The organism is Rhizobium ruizarguesonis (assembly GCF_017357285.1).
Classification (GTDB): domain Bacteria; phylum Pseudomonadota; class Alphaproteobacteria; order Rhizobiales; family Rhizobiaceae; genus Rhizobium; species Rhizobium ruizarguesonis.
On the sequence record NZ_CP071678.1, the window covers coordinates 4,958,761 to 4,978,102 of the forward strand.

26 protein-coding genes and 1 tRNA gene are annotated in these 19,342 nt (G+C 60.7%); 14 read left to right on the forward strand and 13 right to left on the reverse strand.

Going from position 1 to position 19,342, the window contains the following annotated elements; genetic code table 11:
* Position 1: 1 nt before the first annotated feature.
* A complete protein-coding gene (locus tag J3P73_RS24145; RefSeq protein ID WP_207579719.1) occupies positions 2–367 on the forward strand; it encodes a hypothetical protein in 366 nt (121 codons plus the stop codon).
* A 272-nt stretch (positions 368–639) separates the two neighbouring features.
* Here J3P73_RS24145 and J3P73_RS24150 read toward each other — a convergent pair whose 3' ends face one another.
* The 8 genes from J3P73_RS24150 to J3P73_RS24185 all read right to left on the reverse strand — a co-directional run bounded on the left by J3P73_RS24150 (position 640) and on the right by J3P73_RS24185 (position 3,145).
* Positions 640–942 carry a hypothetical protein gene (locus J3P73_RS24150; RefSeq protein WP_207579720.1) on the reverse strand — a complete coding sequence of 101 codons (303 nt, stop codon included), beginning with the start codon at positions 940–942 and terminating at the stop codon, positions 640–642.
* A gap of 23 nt (positions 943–965) precedes the next feature.
* Positions 966–1,211: a hypothetical protein gene (locus tag J3P73_RS24155; protein ID WP_207579721.1), complete on the reverse strand. Its 246-nt coding sequence runs from the start codon at positions 1,209–1,211 to the stop codon at positions 966–968.
* A gap of 11 nt (positions 1,212–1,222) precedes the next feature.
* Complete coding sequence (locus tag J3P73_RS24160) at positions 1,223–1,552, reverse strand: hypothetical protein (protein WP_207579722.1); 330 nt, start codon at positions 1,550–1,552, stop codon at positions 1,223–1,225.
* 87 nt (positions 1,553–1,639) lie between these two features.
* Positions 1,640–1,885 (reverse strand): hypothetical protein, encoded by a 246-nt coding sequence (locus tag J3P73_RS24165; RefSeq protein ID WP_207579723.1) that lies wholly within the window; start codon positions 1,883–1,885, stop codon positions 1,640–1,642.
* 34 nt (positions 1,886–1,919) lie between these two features.
* Entirely contained in the window at positions 1,920–2,216 is a 297-nt protein-coding gene (locus J3P73_RS24170; protein WP_207579724.1) for a hypothetical protein, read from the reverse strand.
* A gap of 3 nt (positions 2,217–2,219) precedes the next feature.
* Positions 2,220–2,465 (reverse strand): hypothetical protein, encoded by a 246-nt coding sequence (locus tag J3P73_RS24175; protein ID WP_207579725.1) that lies wholly within the window; start codon positions 2,463–2,465, stop codon positions 2,220–2,222.
* Positions 2,466–2,714: 249 nt separating this feature from the next.
* Positions 2,715–2,882 carry a hypothetical protein gene (locus J3P73_RS24180; protein WP_207579726.1) on the reverse strand — a complete coding sequence of 56 codons (168 nt, stop codon included), beginning with the start codon at positions 2,880–2,882 and terminating at the stop codon, positions 2,715–2,717.
* Between the two features lie 17 nt (positions 2,883–2,899).
* Entirely contained in the window at positions 2,900–3,145 is a 246-nt protein-coding gene (locus tag J3P73_RS24185; RefSeq protein WP_207579727.1) for a hypothetical protein, read from the reverse strand.
* Between the two features lie 681 nt (positions 3,146–3,826).
* On the opposite strand from J3P73_RS24185, the gene J3P73_RS24190 reads away from it, so the two are divergent.
* Positions 3,827–3,976, forward strand: a complete 150-nt coding sequence (locus tag J3P73_RS24190) for a hypothetical protein (RefSeq protein ID WP_207579728.1) — start codon at positions 3,827–3,829, stop codon at positions 3,974–3,976.
* 62 nt (positions 3,977–4,038) lie between these two features.
* On the opposite strand, the gene J3P73_RS24195 is transcribed toward J3P73_RS24190, so the two are convergent.
* The 3 genes from J3P73_RS24195 to J3P73_RS24205 form a co-directional block, all read right to left on the reverse strand.
* Positions 4,039–5,289, reverse strand: coding sequence for a hypothetical protein (locus J3P73_RS24195; RefSeq protein WP_207579729.1), 1,251 nt, complete (start codon positions 5,287–5,289; stop codon positions 4,039–4,041).
* A 766-nt stretch (positions 5,290–6,055) separates the two neighbouring features.
* Complete coding sequence (locus J3P73_RS24200; RefSeq protein ID WP_207579730.1) at positions 6,056–7,624, reverse strand: DUF6538 domain-containing protein; 1,569 nt, start codon at positions 7,622–7,624, stop codon at positions 6,056–6,058.
* A gap of 86 nt (positions 7,625–7,710) precedes the next feature.
* A tRNA-Ser gene (locus tag J3P73_RS24205) sits at positions 7,711–7,800 on the reverse strand.
* Positions 7,801–8,103: 303 nt separating this feature from the next.
* On the opposite strand from J3P73_RS24205, the gene rplU reads away from it, so the two are divergent.
* The 4 genes from rplU (at position 8,104) to J3P73_RS24225 (ending at position 10,092) form a co-directional block, all read left to right on the forward strand.
* Complete coding sequence (gene rplU, locus J3P73_RS24210; protein WP_003543907.1) at positions 8,104–8,421, forward strand: 50S ribosomal protein L21; 318 nt, start codon at positions 8,104–8,106, stop codon at positions 8,419–8,421.
* Positions 8,422–8,455: 34 nt separating this feature from the next.
* Positions 8,456–8,725: a 50S ribosomal protein L27 gene (rpmA, locus tag J3P73_RS24215; protein ID WP_003543909.1), complete on the forward strand. Its 270-nt coding sequence runs from the start codon at positions 8,456–8,458 to the stop codon at positions 8,723–8,725.
* 126 nt (positions 8,726–8,851) lie between these two features.
* On the forward strand, positions 8,852–9,508 hold the full coding sequence (locus J3P73_RS24220; protein WP_130693002.1) for a GNAT family N-acetyltransferase: 657 nt from the start codon (positions 8,852–8,854) through the stop codon (positions 9,506–9,508).
* Entirely contained in the window at positions 9,505–10,092 is a 588-nt protein-coding gene (locus J3P73_RS24225) for a GNAT family N-acetyltransferase (protein ID WP_130693003.1), read from the forward strand. Before J3P73_RS24220 ends, J3P73_RS24225 begins: the two co-directional genes overlap by 4 nt.
* Positions 10,093–10,184: 92 nt before the next feature.
* Here J3P73_RS24225 and J3P73_RS24230 read toward each other — a convergent pair whose 3' ends face one another.
* A complete protein-coding gene (locus J3P73_RS24230; RefSeq protein WP_130693004.1) occupies positions 10,185–11,051 on the reverse strand; it encodes an endonuclease/exonuclease/phosphatase family protein in 867 nt (288 codons plus the stop codon).
* A gap of 84 nt (positions 11,052–11,135) precedes the next feature.
* Between J3P73_RS24230 and obgE the strand changes: the two genes are divergently transcribed.
* From obgE to modC, 8 genes are all read left to right on the forward strand, one after another.
* Positions 11,136–12,212 (forward strand): GTPase ObgE, encoded by a 1,077-nt coding sequence (gene obgE, locus J3P73_RS24235; protein WP_075225363.1) that lies wholly within the window; start codon positions 11,136–11,138, stop codon positions 12,210–12,212.
* On the forward strand, positions 12,199–13,368 hold the full coding sequence (gene proB / locus J3P73_RS24240) for a glutamate 5-kinase (RefSeq protein WP_130693005.1): 1,170 nt from the start codon (positions 12,199–12,201) through the stop codon (positions 13,366–13,368). Before obgE ends, proB begins: the two co-directional genes overlap by 14 nt.
* Positions 13,361–14,644 (forward strand): glutamate-5-semialdehyde dehydrogenase, encoded by a 1,284-nt coding sequence (locus J3P73_RS24245; protein WP_130693006.1) that lies wholly within the window; start codon positions 13,361–13,363, stop codon positions 14,642–14,644. Before proB ends, J3P73_RS24245 begins: the two co-directional genes overlap by 8 nt.
* Positions 14,645–14,681: 37 nt before the next feature.
* Complete coding sequence (locus J3P73_RS24250) at positions 14,682–15,281, forward strand: nicotinate-nucleotide adenylyltransferase (protein WP_245002741.1); 600 nt, start codon at positions 14,682–14,684, stop codon at positions 15,279–15,281.
* Positions 15,282–15,454: 173 nt separating this feature from the next.
* Entirely contained in the window at positions 15,455–15,649 is a 195-nt protein-coding gene (locus J3P73_RS24255) for a hypothetical protein (protein ID WP_130693008.1), read from the forward strand.
* A 161-nt stretch (positions 15,650–15,810) separates the two neighbouring features.
* Positions 15,811–16,602 carry a molybdate ABC transporter substrate-binding protein gene (gene modA / locus J3P73_RS24260; protein ID WP_130693009.1) on the forward strand — a complete coding sequence of 264 codons (792 nt, stop codon included), beginning with the start codon at positions 15,811–15,813 and terminating at the stop codon, positions 16,600–16,602.
* Between the two features lie 443 nt (positions 16,603–17,045).
* The gene (gene modB / locus J3P73_RS24265; protein WP_018494196.1) at positions 17,046–17,747 is read left to right on the forward strand and encodes a molybdate ABC transporter permease subunit; all 702 of its coding nucleotides are present in this window, start codon (positions 17,046–17,048) and stop codon (positions 17,745–17,747) included.
* On the forward strand, positions 17,744–18,811 hold the full coding sequence (modC, locus tag J3P73_RS24270) for a molybdenum ABC transporter ATP-binding protein (RefSeq protein ID WP_130693010.1): 1,068 nt from the start codon (positions 17,744–17,746) through the stop codon (positions 18,809–18,811). Before modB ends, modC begins: the two co-directional genes overlap by 4 nt.
* Here modC and J3P73_RS24275 read toward each other — a convergent pair whose 3' ends face one another.
* Complete coding sequence (locus J3P73_RS24275; RefSeq protein WP_024320529.1) at positions 18,812–19,189, reverse strand: winged helix-turn-helix domain-containing protein; 378 nt, start codon at positions 19,187–19,189, stop codon at positions 18,812–18,814. It abuts the gene before it with no gap.
* Positions 19,190–19,342 lie beyond the last annotated feature (153 nt).

Sequence of the window (19,342 nt, forward strand, 5' to 3'; positions counted from 1 at the left end):
CATGAAAACTATTCTGACCACCGTTTTCCTTTCCATCGCCGTCCTACCGGCCAACGCCGGTTCGATCCTTGATGCCGCTGTGCCCGCCCACGCACTCAAGGTCGAGTTTGTCACTCCGGACACCACGCCGACCAATCGGCTTGCAGCAGGCAAGCCCCTGACGGTGGGCGTCGTCGTTACCAGGTCAACGGGAATCGTCCGGGTGGAGCCAACCGCGAAACCGGACTGGATGACTTACGATCCGCAAACCCGTCAATTTTCGGGGATGTCCGTTGCGGGGCAGCATGAGCTTGCCGTGTCCGTCACCGACGCTGGGACCGGTCAACGGGCCAACGGCGTCTTGACCCTCAATGTCGAGACGAGGTGACACATGAAGGCACTCGACGACATCGTCGTCCCCGCCGGTCTTCTCAGCATGAGCCGCGAGTGGACGGACGAGGCGGAGAGGTTTCGGGCGGCGGCTTGGAGGACCTGGGCGGAGATCAGGCTGCTTTGGAACGATTGGAAGAGGAATTACGCCGCCGGCGCTGAAGCCATGCTATGGGGCCGCAGGCGAGGCCGTAGAGCGCGTTTCCCGGCTTCGATGATCAAGCCTCATCCTGAAACCGTAACCTGTGCTGATGACCTCCGCGAGATACCTCACTCCCCATTGGAGGTCAGGGACGCCAGCTTGTCCCTGACCTGTTCGAGATCATAGCCCTTGTCTAGGAGAACGAGTGTGGCGACGGATCGCACCAGTTCCACAGCGTCCCGAGTACGGGCGTCCACGTCGCAGTGTGGCGCGAGCTTCCCGATGTAGACGCGCATCATCCGTTCCAGCCCTCCGCCTTCGACGGCTGCCAGATAGGCGTCGGCGATCGCACGGGCGTCGGGGCGGCGGATGGCTTTCGCCTTCCGCCGGTTCTTGGCCGCATAGGCTGCCTGACGTGACTTGTGGTCCAAGCCTGTGGTGGCCTTCGCCATTATTAAACAGTCTCCAACCCGCCAAGCTCTCCAAGGTGTGGAAAATCATAGACCAGTACTCGGCCGTGTTCCCAACGCCGGCGACGTGCTCCGTAGACCGTTTTCAAAGCCTCGCCGATCAACCAAGCTGATGTCACATAAGGCACTCGGTCTGCAATGCGTTCGTTGAGGTCGGTCACGAACATGCCTTGCGCTCGGGGTCCAAGCCCCTCGACTACGTCGCCGGTGATTTCCTCAATGGTCTTCATGTCTGACTCCGTCACTGCCGCATGATGGCGAGGGCGACTGCGGTCGCGTTGTCGCCGTACGTGTTATCCAGACGCCTCCAGGTGCGCTCCGCGGAAATCTCGTCGGCCTGCCGGGAAAAATCGGCAGCGTGGAGCATGGCTTGAAGGACAGGGAGTTGGCCTGTGGAAAGGACGCCGGCGATCTCCTTAGCTCGCTTGACCAGATGGCCCACGTCCCTGTCGTTGGCAGCTTGGAAGCGGCTGCTGTAGTCGTCCCAGCTTCGGCAACTGTCGATATCGAACCCGAGTTTGCGGGCGACGTCCTCGACGGGATCGAGGGTTTTCCAAGTGTTGAAATCCATTCTGATACCTCGTGTTTTCGATCTATGCCTATGGTCTCACGGCGTGAGATCGGCGGCAAATAAAAAATCCCGCCGTGAGATGCTTTCTCAAGCAGCGCGGATGAACGCGCGGCGGGCGGCAGTCTCGGCAGCGCGACGGGCCTCGGCGGCGCTCGCGGTGATGCCGGATGCAACTCGCTCTTCGACAAGGTGGTCGTCCACGACCTCCCAGAAGAATGTTCCATCCTCACAAAACGTCACGACAAGGTCGAGCACTCGACCGTCGCACGACATTCCAGCGGCTTCCCCGCAAACGTCGGCGTCGGGTTTCCAGGGCATTACATACAAGTCCATATCTTTGTTCCTTTTCCTGATCTTGAGTTTTCACTTAGGCGAATGCCAGTCCAGCGAACTCGGTGAAATCCGCCGTATCGCGCACTCGTTCCGATCCCGTCATCACGTAGATGCGGTGAGAGTCTCCGAGGCCGTATTCTTCCCTGACATGGATTTCCGCGTTACCTATCTTGTGTTCCGAAACGAATGCTCCCATCCGCCGATCCGTCATCTGTCGACCTCGACGATCACTGTCGCGTTGTTGCGCATGCGCGCTCGGCAACCGCTCAAGAAAACCGATGTCGTCTGATGCGCCGATTACGCCGGCGCTCACGAAAACTTCGCTGGTCATGGCCTACTCTTCATCGAACAGGGACATTGCCTCGCGGGCACGCGAGTCGCCGTAGACGAGCATCGACCTTCCAAGGAGCCCGAGTTCTTCGACCGAAATCGCATTGATGATAGAATACGCGACCATGCCCAGCGCCGCGTTCATCTCCTCCAGTGGCATCAAGTCAATCGGCACCATGTAGTGCCAGGCCTGGGCGATCCGCTGCCTGCGCGTCTCTTCGTCGATTACAGTGATGTTCGTGTTGCTCATAGTCTCTCTCCATTTAATGACCAATGTCAGTCGTAATGACGAGGCTCAGCATACAGAACGATTGAAGATATCCAAGACCGGGGAAGGCTAACCCATTGAAATAATTTATTAAAGAACTCGTTCAGCCGAACGTAGATCGAGTTCTTTAATTTCGACGTAATTGAAGACGCCACCGCTCTCTGAGGTCTTCAATTACGTCGACGTAGACGTGAAAGCGGTTCGGAGCTGGTGAAGTCTTGGAAAAATATTTCACTTCCAAATGCGTCTCGCGGCCTTTGCGATCAGGATGACCGGCAGCGCCAGCCAGAGGATCACGCTGACGAACTCGACCGTATGCGGGACCTTGATGGCTGCCGAGTACAGAGCGATGAAGGTCAGCATGGCGATGGGAAGGGTGAGGATGCGGAGTACGAGCATGTGTGTCCCTCTTGTTTTCAGGCAGTGGCTTGTTCGAGGCGGCGAAATGCCTGGATGCCGCCCTGTCGAAACTCGCGCTTCATGTCGTCGGCAGCGCCCGGAATGCGGGAACGCCGGATAAGGAGTCGGGCCTTCGTCTTGGGGTCCACCTTGTAGAGCAAGGCGACGTAGCAGATCAGTCCACCGAGGGCGTCCCTGTGATTAACCTCCTCGACCTCCACGGCGAAGGTCAAACCCGGAATGGTTGTTGTCTTGATTTCCATCGGAGCGCCTTTCTCGCTGATTTTTATGCATTACTTATATCACGGTATGAGAATCGAGCCCAGGACAGAACGCGGCAAGGTTGCAATGTGCCGGAGAGGCGGTAAACGGGATCGGTACGACTTTAGGTATTCTGAGATGAAGGGCCTGTTCCCTGTTCGATCCCCCCGGAGGGATCGGAGCCGCGCGCAGCGCGGTCTTCTTGATGTTCCCCGTCCCGATGCCTTCGAGATTGCCGGCGCTCGGAGCGGCAGTCACCCCGTAGGGGCCGCAACGGAGTGTAGGACGCGATCGCGTTGACAGAGCGAGAACGCTGGCAGGCTTGATGGTGAGGGTGGGAGGATGGATTCAGGGTAGTCTGATCCATCTGAACGTATATTAGTGCTGTAAGACGCTCCATGCGCGCCCGTACAGCACGTTTAGCTTCAAAATGGACCCGTGGGCCATTCTGGCGCGGGAACCGCGTCTGTGGCGAAGAAGAGCGCATCGGAGCGCCCAACATAGTGGTCCTCGATATCGAGGAGGGCGCGGGAATTCGCGCATGCCGAGACAGGCTCTCGGGGCAGCCGAAAGAGGTTCAGCATAGCGCCGCCGGTTACGGCGGGAACCGGGGCCGACTGTCCCCGGATCGGCATTCGATTCTTCAAGGAGATGGAGGACGGCTGTCGCTGTAGAAAAAATAGATGGCTATCGCCAACAGTATCCCGCTGGCTGCGAACATCGTGGATGCGACGCTGCCGCTCGCCCCGAGACCAGAAAGGAAACAAAGAACTGAAGAGATTAGGGCAGCCCATTTCATTATTACTTCTCCTTTTGAAACGGACTCTCTTTGATCGATTGCGAAAAAGATGTCGTTGAGAAAAACCATAAAAGTCTAGCTATCCCAATCGAAAGGCTAGGCGGCGGCCTTAACAAGGTCAGCCGCTTCGAGCGGGCGGGCCGCGGGGAACACGGCGGCGGCTTCGGCGATCACGCGGGTGATGCGATCCCGAGAACCGTGACGATCCGCGAGACGTCGGAGACGGTCGAGCGCATAAGTCTTGGCAAAGGCGGTATCCCTGTCAGCGCGATCCGCTTCGCGCCGCTCGACCTGACGGGCGAAGGAACGTTCTGCCCGGAGCCGTTGATATTCGGCTTCGAGCGGCGCGGCGTCCCGCTCGGTGGCGTTCACGGCGGCATCAAAGCCTTCCTCGCCCTCGAACTCGACGCGCGACAGGAAGGTGGCCGCGAGACTATGGCGCATCCAGACGCGCCACATCGGCGCTTCCACGCGGCCCACGACTTCGTCGGCGTCGTGCAAGACCTGCTCGCCGCCTTCACCGTCGTCAGCCAGCGGCAGAATATCGAGCTTTTTGGCAAGCGCGGCGGATACGACGCAAGAGCGTGTTCCGGGCATGTTTTCCATATACTCCCGCCACCGGCCAAACATGGCGCTATCGCCGTCAGCCGCGGCGATGGCGATATCCCACGGCGTCAGCGACGTCTCGGCCTTGGTCACGTCCTTATGGCCACCGGCGACCTCCCACGCCATGCTGCCCTTGGCCGTGTAATCGCTGGCGTCGGCGGCATCGCGCGCCACCCGGACATGCCAGCCGTGTCGGTCCGAAACCTTGCCGCCTTTGGCGCGGACTTGCTCGGCGTAGGCCCTGGCGATCCATGCGCCTGCCGCTTCGGCGCGCTCGTAGGCATCGGGAAACTCGTAGAATTCGGCATCCTCGCCGTCCGGGCCGTCCACCATGACGGAGAGATGCTGGTGATAGTGCCAGCCGTTCGTCACGCTAAACGTCACTTCTTGGCCGACGACGACGCCGAGAATGCCGTAGTCTCTGACCGCCTTCGTCCAGGCGCGGCCCTTCCTCGCGGCGCTCGATGCGCCCCCAACGAGGCCCTTGATCTCGGCGAGCGACATATCGAGTGAATGCGAGGCGGTGAGAACAACGAGCGCGGCTCGTCCGCCACGCTGGAACGTGGCATTGGCGGCGGCCTGAACTCGCTCCGCTCGGTCATGAGCTTTCTTCGTAGCACAGACAGGGCAGAGCCACGGCGAGCCGCACCTGTATATGCCAGATACGCCGGCGCGGATTTCGCCGGTCTCGGCCGCGGTGCGGAGGTGGATATTGACGCTGGTGGCGTCGTGTCCAGGCATGCCGCAACCGACGACGGCGGGGCCGCGAGCGCCTTCCTCGGCGGGTCGGCAGAGCCGTTGGATTCGGGATAAGAGACTCCAGCGCTTTACCGTGGATGATCCAGGGAGAGAGGTTTGGTCGACCTGACGGGGGAGCGAAGAAACTCCGTTTCCGCGGTGCGGAACCGTAGCTCCTCCACTCCCAAGGCGGCCCTTTTTGGGCCTTGCCTGCGCGCCTTCGGCTTGCTCATCGCCTTCGGCGATACGGGCGCGGGCGCGCGCCACCGAGGCCGCAATCATGTCCTGAACAAGCTGGGAGGGCTGCTGGACGGCGGCACGTGTATGCGTCTGTGTGTCTTCGTAGGGGTCGAATGCGGAGCCCTTCTCAGCGAAGAGCTTGTCAACAAATTTGAGTCTGAAGGTTGGGGGTGACGTCGGCTTGGCTGGGATATGTCCCAGCCTGGCGGTCACTCAGCCGTCAACGGCGGCTTTACAACAATTTCAAGATCGTTCATCATTATCGAACATTCCTTGAGAGAAACCGCCGGAGGGTTGCGAGGCCGTTGATGGCGGTTTTTTCATGGTCAGCCGATACCGAGCATGGGTCAAGCGCCGAAAATCAGCTCTGTATCCGAAACGACGTGGCGCTGTCCTCAGGCACAATGCTCTCAATGCCCCCACCCCGTCCAAAGGACGGTGCTGCGGCCCTCCCCCGGGGGAGGGCCTCACGCCCCTCGCGGGGCGACTTGGTTTCATCGCCTTCGCGCAGGCGCTCGGGCGATGCCGGTCAAATGAATTCGAACCTTGGAAGCTTCGCGATCTCGTGGGCAAGGACATGGGGTTTATAGCCTCCATACGCTTCGCCCTCAGTTGCGGGCACGTGGCCTTGCATGTAGTCGCGAGCACCAACATCCATGAAGGCTGCTCTGGCTTCAGTCTTGAACAAATGACGCCAAGCGTGATTCGGCCTGATCCGTTTATCCTTGACTCCGAGTCCGCGGACCCACGCTGCGAGACGCTCACTCACCTTGTTGTACTGCGCATTCCCAGCTTTTCCGCCGCGGTGCTTTGCAGGATCATAGAAAAGAGGTCCCTTTGGCTGACCTTTCACGAAATCGATAAAGCCTTGTTCGATGAGATGCGGATGAATCGCGACAAATCGAGGATGCCGGTTCTTTGTCGACCCAGCCTCGGGTGTAATCCAGATGAGGAGGTGACCGTCGTCCTCTTGGACATCATGTCTGCGTAACTGGGCAATCTCCCCGACCCGAGCGCCGGTATAGGCGCACAGCCACGGAATCCACCGACGGGCGCTCGCCATCTCCCTAGTAGCTCGTGGCGGTGGCGGTGCCAACGAGCCCCTTAAAATGATCGAGGCCTCTTCCGGAGTGAACCATTTCTGTCGTGTAGTAGTTGTCTGAGGCGCAGCAACTCTGATGCCATCGAGCGGGTTGGCGATGATCCTCCGATTACTCTTAGCCCAAGAACAGGTTGTCCTCAGGCAAGCCAGATGACTGTCTCGAACGTAACCGGCGCTTAACCCGGCTTTCAAAAGGCGATCTTTCCAATCAACGATCCAGTCACCAGTGAGATCGCGAATATCAGGCACTTCCGCCGCGACCTTGGCTATGAGACCTTTCCACTTCTTGTATGTGGACGGAGCGATCTTCTTCTCGGCAACATAGTCCTCGAAAACCTGAGTTAGGCTATACTTGCCGGGATCGGAAGCGCCTTTTTTCCGTGCGGCGAGGTCAAGCGTCGGAAAGCGATCAGCATCCGGATCGGGACGATAGTCGCCGTTCGCCAGTTTCAGCAAGTGCTCTTTAGCCTGAAGCACCGCGTGTGCAACCGCAGTGCGGAGGAGCTCGAAACTGGGTTCGTCGAGCCGATAACCATGCCGTTTCAGATAATCGTTGATCGCGCGGTCATTGCGACGCGTTCGATAGGTTTCGAGGACCTTTTCAAAAAGGGCATCGTCCTTGGTCAGTTGGAAAATCTTGACCTTCTCGGGCCTTAAATGAAGATGATCGGCAATGAGCTCTGCCTCTCGTAGACGTGGCGATCCCGGATCGTCCTCGTTTTCCGTTATCATCGCTCTGTAAATTTCCCCGGACATAGCAACGGCCTGCTTCTGCGAAAGGGAAATTACCCCAGCAGCCAATTGCCGCCACCTAGCCTCTGTGGCAGCGAGAATCCGGCCATGAGCGATCTTGGCCTCCTGAGGGTCGCGTGTACCGAGGCTCACCTTTTCCTCCCTCTTTCCAATAAGGGGAATCAGATGTTCGGGAACGCGTTTTCGAAACTGATAGATGCCGGTTACGGGGTGTCGAGTCGGGCGTGACATTTTCAGAACCATGTGGACCGCCTTTGTGTACCAAAGCGACGGTTACAAAACCCTTACAGCCCAAGCTCTTGAGCGTTTTCAGTGCTTCCGGGAAATTATGGCGGAGAGGGTGGGATTTGAACCCACGATACCCTTGCAGGTATGCCGCATTTCGAGTGCGGTGCATTCGACCACTCTGCCACCTCTCCGCGGTCTGGTCGGCGCTTGTTCGGCGCGGGCGTTCTCATAACGGGCAAATGACAGGCTGGCAAGCCGAAAAGTCGAAGCATTCCATCCTTTTGCCTTGACACCTTTTTGTCACTCGCGTATCTCGGCTGCGCAATAGGTTTGGAGAAATCCGCGCCTTAGCTGTCCCGCGCTTGCGCGGGGCTTCACCGGCAGGAAGAGTTCGAGGATTAGACCTCTGAAATCCCTGCTTAACTTCGACTGATAAAAAGACAGCCACCTGCTGGTTAGCGGGGAGCGCTGGAACGAACATGAAAGGATAAAAAATGTTCGCAGTCATCAAGACCGGCGGTAAGCAGTACCGTGTGGCGGCCAACGACGTGCTGACCATCGAAAAGCTGGAAGCCACCGCTGGCGACTCCATTGAATTCACCGAAGTGCTCGTGATCGGCGAAGGCGCCGACGCTGCGATCGGTGCGCCCTTCGTAACCGGCGCCTCTGTCAAGGCAGAAGTCGTCGAACAGAACCGCGGCAAGAAGGTCATCGCCTTCAAGAAGCGCCGTCGTCAGAATTCGAAGCGTTCGCGCGGCCATCGTCAGCATCACACGGTCGTCCGTATCACGGACATCGTGGCTGCCAAGTAAGATCAACGGGACAAGGTTTTAAAGGAGAACTCCAATGGCACACAAAAAAGCTGGCGGTTCATCGCGCAACGGTCGCGATTCTCAGTCCAAGCGCCTTGGCGTGAAGAAGTTCGGCGGCGAAGCCGTCATCGCAGGCAACATCATCGTGCGTCAGCGCGGTACTGAGTGGCATCCGGGTTCCAACGTCGGCCTCGGCAAGGATCACACGATTTTTGCGCTTACCGCCGGCAATGTGAACTACCGAACGAAGGCCAACGGTCGCGTCTACGTGTCTGTCATGCCGAAAGCGGAAGCAGCGGAATAAGCCGGTAGCGCTCAAAAACAGCCGGCGTCTCATCGACCCGGCTGGCCGTATCAGGTTCAGTCTAGAAAACAGGGGAGATGGGGCGCCATCTCCCCTTTTTCTTTACCCCTCAAGGAGGACTGAACCATGCAAGGCGAATTGTTAAGGGCAGACCAATCACGGTCTCCCCGGGAAGACCAGCGGTCTTCCGAAGAACGGCTGAGGCCGGAACGGTTAAGGACCGATTGCCCTGTCTTGTTATCGGAAAGGCTCGTCATGCGCGCGCCCCACGAAGAAGACATCGACGCCCTTGCCCATCTCGCCAACAACGCCAAAGTCGCCACCATGGTATCGCGTATGCCGCACCCTTATACCGCCGATGATGCTGCTGACTTCGTGCGTCGCACGAAAAATGGCGATATTGGCAAGTGCGTCTATGCGATCACCAAGGCCGAAAACGGCGCCTTTATCGGCTGCTGCGGCGTCGAGCCGCATGCGGACGGCAAGACCGTCGAGATCGGCTATTGGTTGGGCGAGCCCTATTGGAACAAGGGTTATACGACCGAGGCCTGCCATGCCCTGGTCGATATGGTGTTCAGAACCCGCCAGGATGTCGATCAGATCGACGCCCGTTGCCGGGTCATGAACGTCGCCTCGCGCCGCGTCATCCAGAAGTGCGGCTTCCAGTTCCAGGGAACGGGGCTCGCCGCCTCGCTGGCGCTCGGCAGTAACGTGCCGGTCGAATGGTACAGGCTCGACCGTAAGACCTGGATGTCCCTCCGAAGCTGGGGGAACATCGCATGAGCACGACTGCGCTGCAAAGGCCTGAGGTCAAGCCGATGATACCCGGCCCCGCGCCTGTTATCTCGACCGCCCGGCTGTCGCTCCGCCCCCACAGGCTGAGCGATGCGCCTGCGATCGCGGAATCGCTCTCTGATTTCGCGGTCACGCGCATGCTGTCCCGCGTACCCGCGCCGTTCGACCGGCAGGATGCGCTGGACTGGCTGATCCCGGTCACCTCGGGCACCCTGCCCGACTGGCCGCTGGCGATCACCGATAAGGACGATGTCCATATCGGCAACGTGTCGATCGAGCTGCGCCACGGTCGCTGGCACCTCGGCTACTGGCTGAACCGCTATTACTGGCGGCGCGGCTATATGAGCGAGGCGGTGGCGGCCATCATCGAGCGCTTCTCGCGCCGCATGCCGGAGACGCCGATCCATTCCGGCGTCTTCGCCGACAACCCGGCTTCGCTGCGACTGCAGGAGAAGCTCGGTTTCCACATGACGGGTTGCGGCGAAATCTATTGTTTCGCCCGCAACACCATGGTGTCGCACATCGAAACCGTGCTGCAGCCCGGCATGCTGCAGCCGCGGAAGGTCGCCTGATAGAGCATGATGCCGAAAAGTGTATGCGGTTTTCGGACAACATCATGCTCCAGGACTAGAAAGGAGACGTCGCCGCACTGGCGGCGTCTCCGTCAATCGCCGATCTCGACCCATAGGGGGAAATGATCGGAGCCCTCGGATTGCGTATCGATCCGGGCGGATTTCAATCGGCTTTCCAAGCCGCAACTGACGAAGCAGTAATCGAGATGCATGCGTTTGCCGTGATCTTCGGGATCCATCCAGCTATAGCTCCCGGGGCGATAGGCCTCCAGCGCCGCAAAGGCGTCGACCGGCGTGCCGATCCTCGCCACGCGGCCGTAATATCCGCCGCCAGCCCCGGCAAGCGCGCAATATTCCGGCGATTCCGGCTCCATGTTGAAATCGCCCATGATGATATAATCCTCCGGCAGCGGCGGCTCCGGCAGATCGAATTCATCGCCTCCCGTCAGCGACCCACCCTCCTGGACGAAGGCATTGATATGCGCGTTCAAGAATTCCAATTGGCGGATGCGCTCGTCGGCGGAGACATGGTCGAGATGCACGGAGTAGACGCGGATCGCACCGCCGGGTGCTGCGATTACCGCCTCGGTTGCGCCGCGCTGCAGGTTGATCTTGCCGATCGTCCGGCTGCGCGGCAGAAGCAGCGTTCGGGTCGAGACGATCGGCCAGCGCGACAGCACCATGTTGCCAAACTGAAAACGCGTGCCGCGTACCGGCTGGAGCCCGTCTTCATCAGCTTCGACATGCATGTCGCAGGCTGGCCCATACACCCAGAAATAGTCGGGAAAGAAGCCTGCAACATCGGCCACCATGTCGGCAAAACCGTTGCGGGAGAAGCCGCGGGTCACCTCCTGCAGCGCGATGACGTCGGCTCCCTCGAGGCTCCGGGCAATGCGCGCCAGATCGTATCTGCCATCGAGACCGAAGCCGTACTGTATGTTATAGCTCGCAAAATTCACGATAATCTTTGACCTCCGTCGGAACCGCCTATATCGAATGGGCCAAGACGGGCCGTCCAACTGCCACTGAATATTGGAAGTAAAATGAAATTTCTCGACGAAGCAAAGGTCTATATCAAGTCCGGGGACGGCGGCGGCGGCAGCGTTTCCTTCCGACGCGAGAAATTCATTGAGTTCGGCGGCCCGGATGGCGGTGATGGCGGACGCGGCGGCGACGTCTGGGTCGAGGCCGTCAACGGCCTCAACACGTTGATCGATTTCCGCTATCAGCAGCATTTCAAGGCGACGATCGGCACCCATGGCATGGGCCGGAACCGCACCGGCGCCAACGGCAGCGATGTGACGCTCAAGGTTCCCGTGGGCACCCAGATCTTCGAGGAAGATCAGGAAACGCTGATCTGCGACCTGACCGTCGAAGGCCAGCGTTACTGTCTCGCCCATGGCGGCAATGGCGGCTTCGGTAACGCCCACTTCAAGACCTCGACCAATCAGGCGCCGGATTGGGCCAATCCCGGCCTGCCCGGCGAGGAAAAAACCATCTGGCTGCACCTGAAGCTGATTGCCGATGCCGGCCTCGTCGGCCTGCCCAATGCCGGCAAGTCGACTTTCCTGGCTGCCGTCACCCGCGCCCGGCCGAAAATCGCCAACTATCCCTTCACCACGCTGCATCCCAATCTCGGCGTCGCCACCATCGACGAGCGCGAATTCATCCTGGCCGACATTCCGGGCCTGATCGAAGGCGCCCATGAAGGTGTCGGCATCGGCGACCGTTTCCTCGGCCACGTCGAGCGCACCCGCGTGCTGCTCCACCTCATCTCCGCCCAGGAAGAAAAGGTTGGCAAGGCCTATAAGACGGTCAAACACGAACTGGAAGCCTACGGAAACGAGCTGACCGACAAGGCTGAGATCGTGGCACTGTCACAGATCGACGTGCTCGACGATGCCGAACTGAAGAAGAAGACCAAGGAATTGGCCAAGGCCTGCGGCAAGACGCCATTCCAGATTTCGGCCGTCACCGGCAAGGGCATGACCGAGGTGCTGCGTGCGCTCCGCGACATCATCGTCGAAGCCAATACCGAGGAGAAGCCGGCCAAGGTGCCGAAGCTGCGCCATCGCGACATGGTCGTCACCGATGAGGGCGAGGACGATGACCAGCCGTAAGCCGCTTGGCCGCTACCGCCGCATCGTCATCAAGATCGGCTCCGCGCTTCTGGTCGACCGCAAGGCCGGGCTGAAGAAGGCCTGGCTCGACGCCATGTGCGCCGATATCTCCGGCCTGAAGGCCAAGGGCATCGACGTGCTCGTCGTCTCCTCGGGCGCGATCGCGCTCGGCCGCTCGGTGCTCGACCTGCCCTCGGGCGCGCTGAAGCTGGAGGAAAGCCAGGCGGCAGCGGCCGTCGGCCAGATCGCGCTGGCACGCGCCTGGTCGGAAAGCCTGTCGCGCGACGAGATCGTCGCCGGCCAGATCCTGCTGACGCTCGGCGATACCGAGGAACGTCGCCGCTATCTCAATGCGCGCGCCACCATCAATCAGCTTTTGAAGATCGGCGCCGTGCCGATCATCAATGAAAACGACACCGTCGCCACCAGCGAGATCCGCTATGGCGACAACGACCGCCTGGCCGCCCGCGTCGCGACGATGACCGGCGCCGATCTGCTCATCCTTCTCTCCGATATCGACGGCCTCTACACCGCGCCGCCGCATCTCGATGCAAACGCGACGTTCCTGGAAACGATTGCGGAAATCACTCCCGAGATCGAGGCGATGGCCGGCGGAGCCGCTTCGGAGCTTTCGCGCGGCGGCATGCGCACCAAGATCGATGCCGGCAAGATTGCAACGGCATCAGGCTGCGCGATGATCATCGCCTCCGGCAAGACCGATAATCCGCTGTCGGCGATCGAAAACGGCGCGCGTTCCTCCTGGTTCGCCCCATCGGGCACACCCGTTACCGCCCGCAAGACCTGGATTGCCGGGCAGTTGCAGCCGGCAGGCGAACTGCATGTCGATGACGGCGCCGTCGTTGCCCTCGGCGCCGGCAAGAGCCTGCTTCCCGCCGGCGTGCGCAGCGTTTCCGGCCTCTTCAGCCGCGGCGATACGGTGGCGATCATCGGCCCGGCCGGCCGCGAGATCGCCCGCGGCCTGGTAAGCTACGATGCCGACGACGCCCGTCGGATTGCCGGTCGCAAGTCGGCGGAGATCGAGGCCATCCTCGGTTATGCCGGGCGCGCCGCCATGGTCCATCGCGACGACATGGTGATGACCGCGCAGGTCGGTTCGAAATCGGAAAGGCAGAAGAAGGACGCGAGCTATGCTTGATACCGTTGCGCCAAGCCCTGACATTGACGTGCTGATGAACGACATCGGCCGCAAGGCAAAGGCTGCCGCACGACCGCTGAGCTTTGCGTCCACCGAGGCCAAGAACAGGGCATTGAATGCCATGGCCGATGCGATCCTGGCGAACAAGGCGCATATTCTTGCCGAGAACGCCAAGGACCTGAAGGACATCGAAGGAACCGAGATGCTCGCTTCCTTCGTCGACCGGCTGACGCTGAACGACAAGCGCGTCGCGGAAATGGCCGAGGGAATACGCGCCATCGCGGCCCTTACCGATCCGGTCGGCGAAGTCATCGCTGCCTGGGACCGGCCGAACGGGCTGAAAATCGAGCGCGTCCGCACACCGCTCGGCGTCATCGGCGTGATCTTCGAAAGCCGGCCGAATGTCACCGCGGATGCCGGCGCCCTCTGCCTCAAGGCAGGCAATGCCGTCATCCTGCGCTGCGGCTCGGATTCGCGCCGTTCATCGCAGGCTATCCATACCTGCCTTGTTGAAGGTCTGAAGGCGGCGGGACTTCCAGAGCATGCTATCCAGCTCGTTCCGGTTACCGACCGCGCCGCCGTCGGCGCCATGCTGCGCGGCTTGGACGGGGCGATCGACGTCATCGTGCCGCGCGGCGGCAAGAGCCTGGTTGCCCGCGTGCAGAGCGAGGCGCGCGTACCGGTTTTTGCCCATCTCGAAGGCCTTTGTCACATCTATGTCGATGCCTCGGCCGATATCGAGATGGCGAAGAGGATCGTCGTCAACGCCAAGATGCGCCGCACGGGTATCTGCGGCGCGGCCGAAACCCTGCTCGTCGATGGCGCCGCGATCGGCACGCATCTGACACCGCTGCTCGAGGTTCTGACGGAGGCCGGCTGCGAGGTCCGCGCTTCGCCAACGGTGCTGAAGGTCGCCCCCGGCATGAAGCCCGCGACCGAGGAGGACTGGTCGACCGAATATCTCGACGCGATCATTTCGGTTGCTGTCGTCGACGGCATTTCGGGCGCCATCGCCCATATCCAGACATATTCCTCCAACCATACCGAGGCGGTCATCGCCGAGGACCCTGACGTCGTCGCGCGTTTCTTCACCGAAGTCGATTCGGCGATCCTGCTGCACAATGCATCGACGCAGTTTGCCGATGGCGGCGAGTTCGGCATGGGTGCGGAAATTGGCATCGCCACCGGCAAGATGCATGCCCGTGGCCCTGTCGGCGTCGAACAGCTCACCTCTTTCAAATATCGGGTGCACGGCGCCGGACAAACGCGGCCCTGACGTGACGACCGAGAATGTGGACCGGCACTATCTCCGCATGCCGCACAGCGAGCGCGGCATGGTCGTCGGTCTGTTCGGCGGTTCGTTCAATCCACCGCATCAGGGCCACGCGCTCGTCGCCGAGATCGCCATCAAGCGGCTCGGCCTCGACCAGCTCTGGTGGATGGTCACACCCGGCAATCCGCTGAAGAGCCGCAACCAGCTTGCCCCACTCGCCGAGCGCATTGCCGAAAGCGAGCGTGTTGCCCGCGATCCCCGCATCAAGGTCACCGCCTTCGAACTGACGTTCGGCGTCAGCTACACCGCCAACACGCTTGCCCGCGTCAAAGCGCGCAATCCCCATGTGCATTTCATCTGGATCATGGGCGCAGACAGCCTGCAGACCTTTCACAAATGGCAGAAATGGCAGGAGATTGCCCGCACTTTTCCGATCGCGGTGATCGATCGGCCGGGCGCGACGCTGTCCTTCCTCTCGTCCAAAATGGCCAGGACCTTCGATTTCGCCCGTGTCGATGAGGATGACGCCCGTGTTCTCTGGAAGAAGCGTGCGCCGGCCTGGACCTTCATCCACGGGCCGCGCTCCGGCCTGAGCTCGACGGCAATCCGCAACGGCTCGTCGCACAGCGACGCCGAATAGAGCGCCGCGCGCCCAGCAAGACGCATGCGCCAGCCTGATTTCAGAAGATCCCCGAAAACGAGAAAGCCCGACGGGGGAGGAGATCCGTCGGGCTTATAAACTCGATCGACAACTGGGAGGAGGAGTGTTGTCGACCCTATCGAACGGCTATGGGAGGAGGAGAAGCCGTTTCGATGAGTATGTTTTATCATATTCGACAAGAAGGTGAATATCGATTGGTGCATTGCAGCAATGCATCAGATGCAAATCTCGAGGTGGATTTGGCTTCACCATTGCCGTTTTTATTAGCAAAAATTAAGGAACCGGCCTCGGTCGCCGGGGAGTCCTTGCGATTTGCAAACTCACTTCGGGTATTTTCGCCCTGCTGATCTCACTTTCGGCGGAAGCCATGCACCTCACGAATGCGTGAACATGGCGCCGCTGCGAACGCGAGCGCTCCGATACGGTTATATTTTCTTGGATATATCCCTAGCCAAGGCGCGCGGCCCGTTATATTCGTCGCAATATTTCGAACTCCGGGGAATGAATTATGCAAAACCGCCGCCAATGGATGAAACTGGCAACCGCCGCGATCTCGGCCCTCTGGCTTGGCGCGACAGCGCTTCCGGCGCCTGCCGCCGCAGCCGAAAAGCTTACCGTCTTTGCGGCGGCGAGCCTCAAGAATGCGCTCGACGCCGCCAATGCCGCCTGGACGAAAGAAAGCGGCAAGGAAGCTGTTGCCTCCTATGCGGCGAGCGGGGCGCTGGCCAAGCAGATCGAAAACGCGGCCCCTGCCGATGTCTTCATCTCGGCCGATCTCGACTGGATGGATTATGTCGCCAAGAAGAGCCTGATCAAGGCCGACACCCGCTCCAACCTGCTTGGCAACAAGATTGTGCTCGTTGCGGAAAAGGACAAGGCAAAACCGGTTGAGATCAAGCAAGGCTTCGATCTCGCCGGCCTTTTGGGTGACGGCAAGCTTGCCATGGGGGAACCGAAATCGGTTCCGGCCGGCAAATACGGCATGGCCGCGCTCGAAAAGCTCGGCGTCTGGAAATCGGTCGAAACCAAGGTCGCCGGCGCTGAAAGCGTGCGCGCCGCCCTTGCCCTCGTCTCCCGCGGCGAAGCGCCTTATGGCATCGTCTACCAGACGGATGCCGCAGCCGATAAGGGTGTCGCCATCGTCGGCACGTTCCCCGCCGATTCGCATCCACCGATCATCTATCCGATCGCAATCCTTGCCGAGAGCAAGAACCCGGATGCATCAGCCTATCTCGATTTTCTGAAATCCGACAAGGCAGCCGCCTTCTTCACGGCGCAGGGTTTCACCATCCTGAAATGATCGAGGCCTGAAATGATTGCGGAATCAACAGCGACAGCTTAGCGTGAGGGCTCACTTAGGTGAGCTTCAGCTGACAAAGTCGGCCAATTACTCCTTCGTCAGGCTCGGGCTTGTGCCCTAAGCATCTGCATCGATCGATAATTAGCAGATGTCAGTCACAAGGCCACAGCTGCCCGGTTAGCGCCGATGGCTGCCCCTCACCCTAACCCTCTCCCCGTACACGGGGCGAGGGGACGTGCCATGCGAAAGCGGATGGGGAATGGAGAGGGCGCGGCATGTCCCCTTCGCCCCGCAGGCGGGGAGAAGGTGCCGGCAGGCGGATGAGGGGCGGCCGTCGGCGATAACGTGGGCGGATGTCGAGGATGACGCCGGGTAAAGAACGAGCTTTGTCATCAAACTGGGCTCGGCTCGCAAGCCTTCGATTTCTAGGGAGACCGCTGCATTTGGATATGTTGGGCTTGAGCAATGAGGAATGGACGGCGATCCTGCTCAGCCTGCGCGTCTCGATCGTCGCCATGCTGGCGAGCCTGCCCTTCGGCATCCTCGTCGCCCTCGTGCTTGCCCGCGGCCGCTTCTGGGGCAAATCGGTGCTGAATGGCGTCGTTCATCTGCCGCTGATCCTGCCTCCCGTCGTCACCGGTTTTCTTCTCCTCATCCTGTTCGGCCGCCGTGGTCCGATCGGCAACCTGCTCGACCAGTATTTCGGCATTGTTCTCTCCTTCCGCTGGACGGGTGCTGCGCTGGCCTGCGCCGTCATGGCCTTTCCGCTGATGGTGCGTAGCATCCGCCTGTCGATCGAGGCAGTCGACCGCAAGCTGGAAGAGGCGGCCGGAACGCTCGGCGCCGGCCCTGTCTGGGTCTTCCTGACGGTCACCCTGCCGCTGACCCTGCCCGGCATCATCGCCGGCATGATCCTTTCCTTCGCCAAGGCGATGGGCGAATTCGGCGCGACGATCACCTTCGTTTCCAACATTCCCGGCGAAACCCAGACGCTGTCGTCGGCGATCTACACCTTCACCCAGGTGCCGGGCGGCGATGCCGGTGCGCTCCGCCTGACGCTCGTCGCCGTCGTCATTTCCATGGCCGCCCTGCTCGCCTCCGAATTCCTCGCCCGTCTCGCTGGCCGGAGGATCGACCTGGAATGACGCTGATCGTCGAGGCAAAACAGAGGCTCGGCGCCTTTTCGCTCGATGCCGCCTTCACCTCCGAGCGCGGCGTTACCGCGCTGTTCGGCCGCTCCGGCTCCGGCAAGACCTCGATGATCCGCATCATCGCCGGCCTCGCCCACCCGGACGAAGGCCGCGTCGTCCTCGACGGCGAGGTCTTGACCGAAACCGCAACCGGCATCTTCGTCGCGAAACATCGCCGCCGCTTCGGTTATGTCTTCCAGGAGGCGCGGCTTTTCCCGCATCTCAGCATTCGCGCCAATCTCTCCTATGGCCGCTGGTTCGCGGCGAGAGCGGCACACAGCGAGAGCTTCGATCACATCGTCGACCTGCTCGGCATCGAGACGCTGCTGGAGCGCAGCCCCTCAAAACTTTCCGGCGGCGAGAAGCAGCGCGTTGCCATCGGCCGCGCACTTCTCTCCTCGCCGCGCCTGCTGTTGATGGACGAGCCGCTCGCCGCCCTCGATGAGGCGCGTAAGGCCGAGATTCTGCCTTATCTCCAGCGATTGCGCGACGAAACCGACATACCGATCGTCTATGTCAGCCATTCGATCGCCGAGGTGGCGCAGCTGGCAAACCAGGTCGTCGTCATGCGTGACGGCAAGGTGGAAGCGACAGGCCCTGCCATCGACATATTGAGCCGCCCCTCCACCACCTCCGACCGGCGCGAGGCGGGCGCACTGCTGGAAGGCACGGTGGAAAGCTTCGATGTGCGGCACCGCCTGTCGACGGTCGCGCTGAAATCTTGTCAGCTCCACATCCCGGGAGCCGCCCTTGCGCCCGGCAAAACGGTCCGCATCCGCATCCCCTCCCGCGATGTCATGCTGGCGACCGTAAGGCCCGAGGGGCTCAGCGCGCTGAATATCCTGGAAGCAAGGATAGACGGGATGTCGTCGACCGAGGACGGAACGGTGGAAATCCGGCTCGATTGCGGCGGCGATATCATTCTTTCCCGGATCACGACATTGTCCTGCGAGCGTCTGGATCTTCGACCGGGAAGGGCGGTCTTCGCCGTCATCAAGACAGTTGCCCTGGAGGCCTGATCAGCCGCGCTCGCCCTGCTGCAGGTTGCGCTTGCCCTCGAGCCAGGCGAGATCGTCGGCAAGGCTCGTGCGCATCGTCCTTTCCATCCGGCGGAAACGCGCGAGCAATTCTTCGCCGAACGGCGTCAGCGCCGCGCCGCCGCCCTTCTGTCCGCCGCGCTGCGATTCCACCACCTGTTCGTTAAACATCCGGTTCATCTCGCTGACCAGCAGCCATGCCCGCCGATAGGACATGTCCATCGCCCGCCCCGCCGCCGAGATCGATCCGGTTTGGCGGATATGCTCCAGCAGTTCCATCTTGCCATGGCCGAGACGATCTTCATCCGGGAAGCTGATTCGCAGGACGGGCACGAGTGTTTTTGCGGCTGAGTCGGTCATTGAATCTGGAGATCGTGGAATTTGCCGCACTTTACGCTGCGGCATGGAAACTGTACACCGCCCGCACGAGGCCGCCCCGGGCAGCCAAATACTTCAATTCGAACGGCAGATCGGATTTTCGGCCGTTCCGTACCTTAGCATGTCTTGAAACAT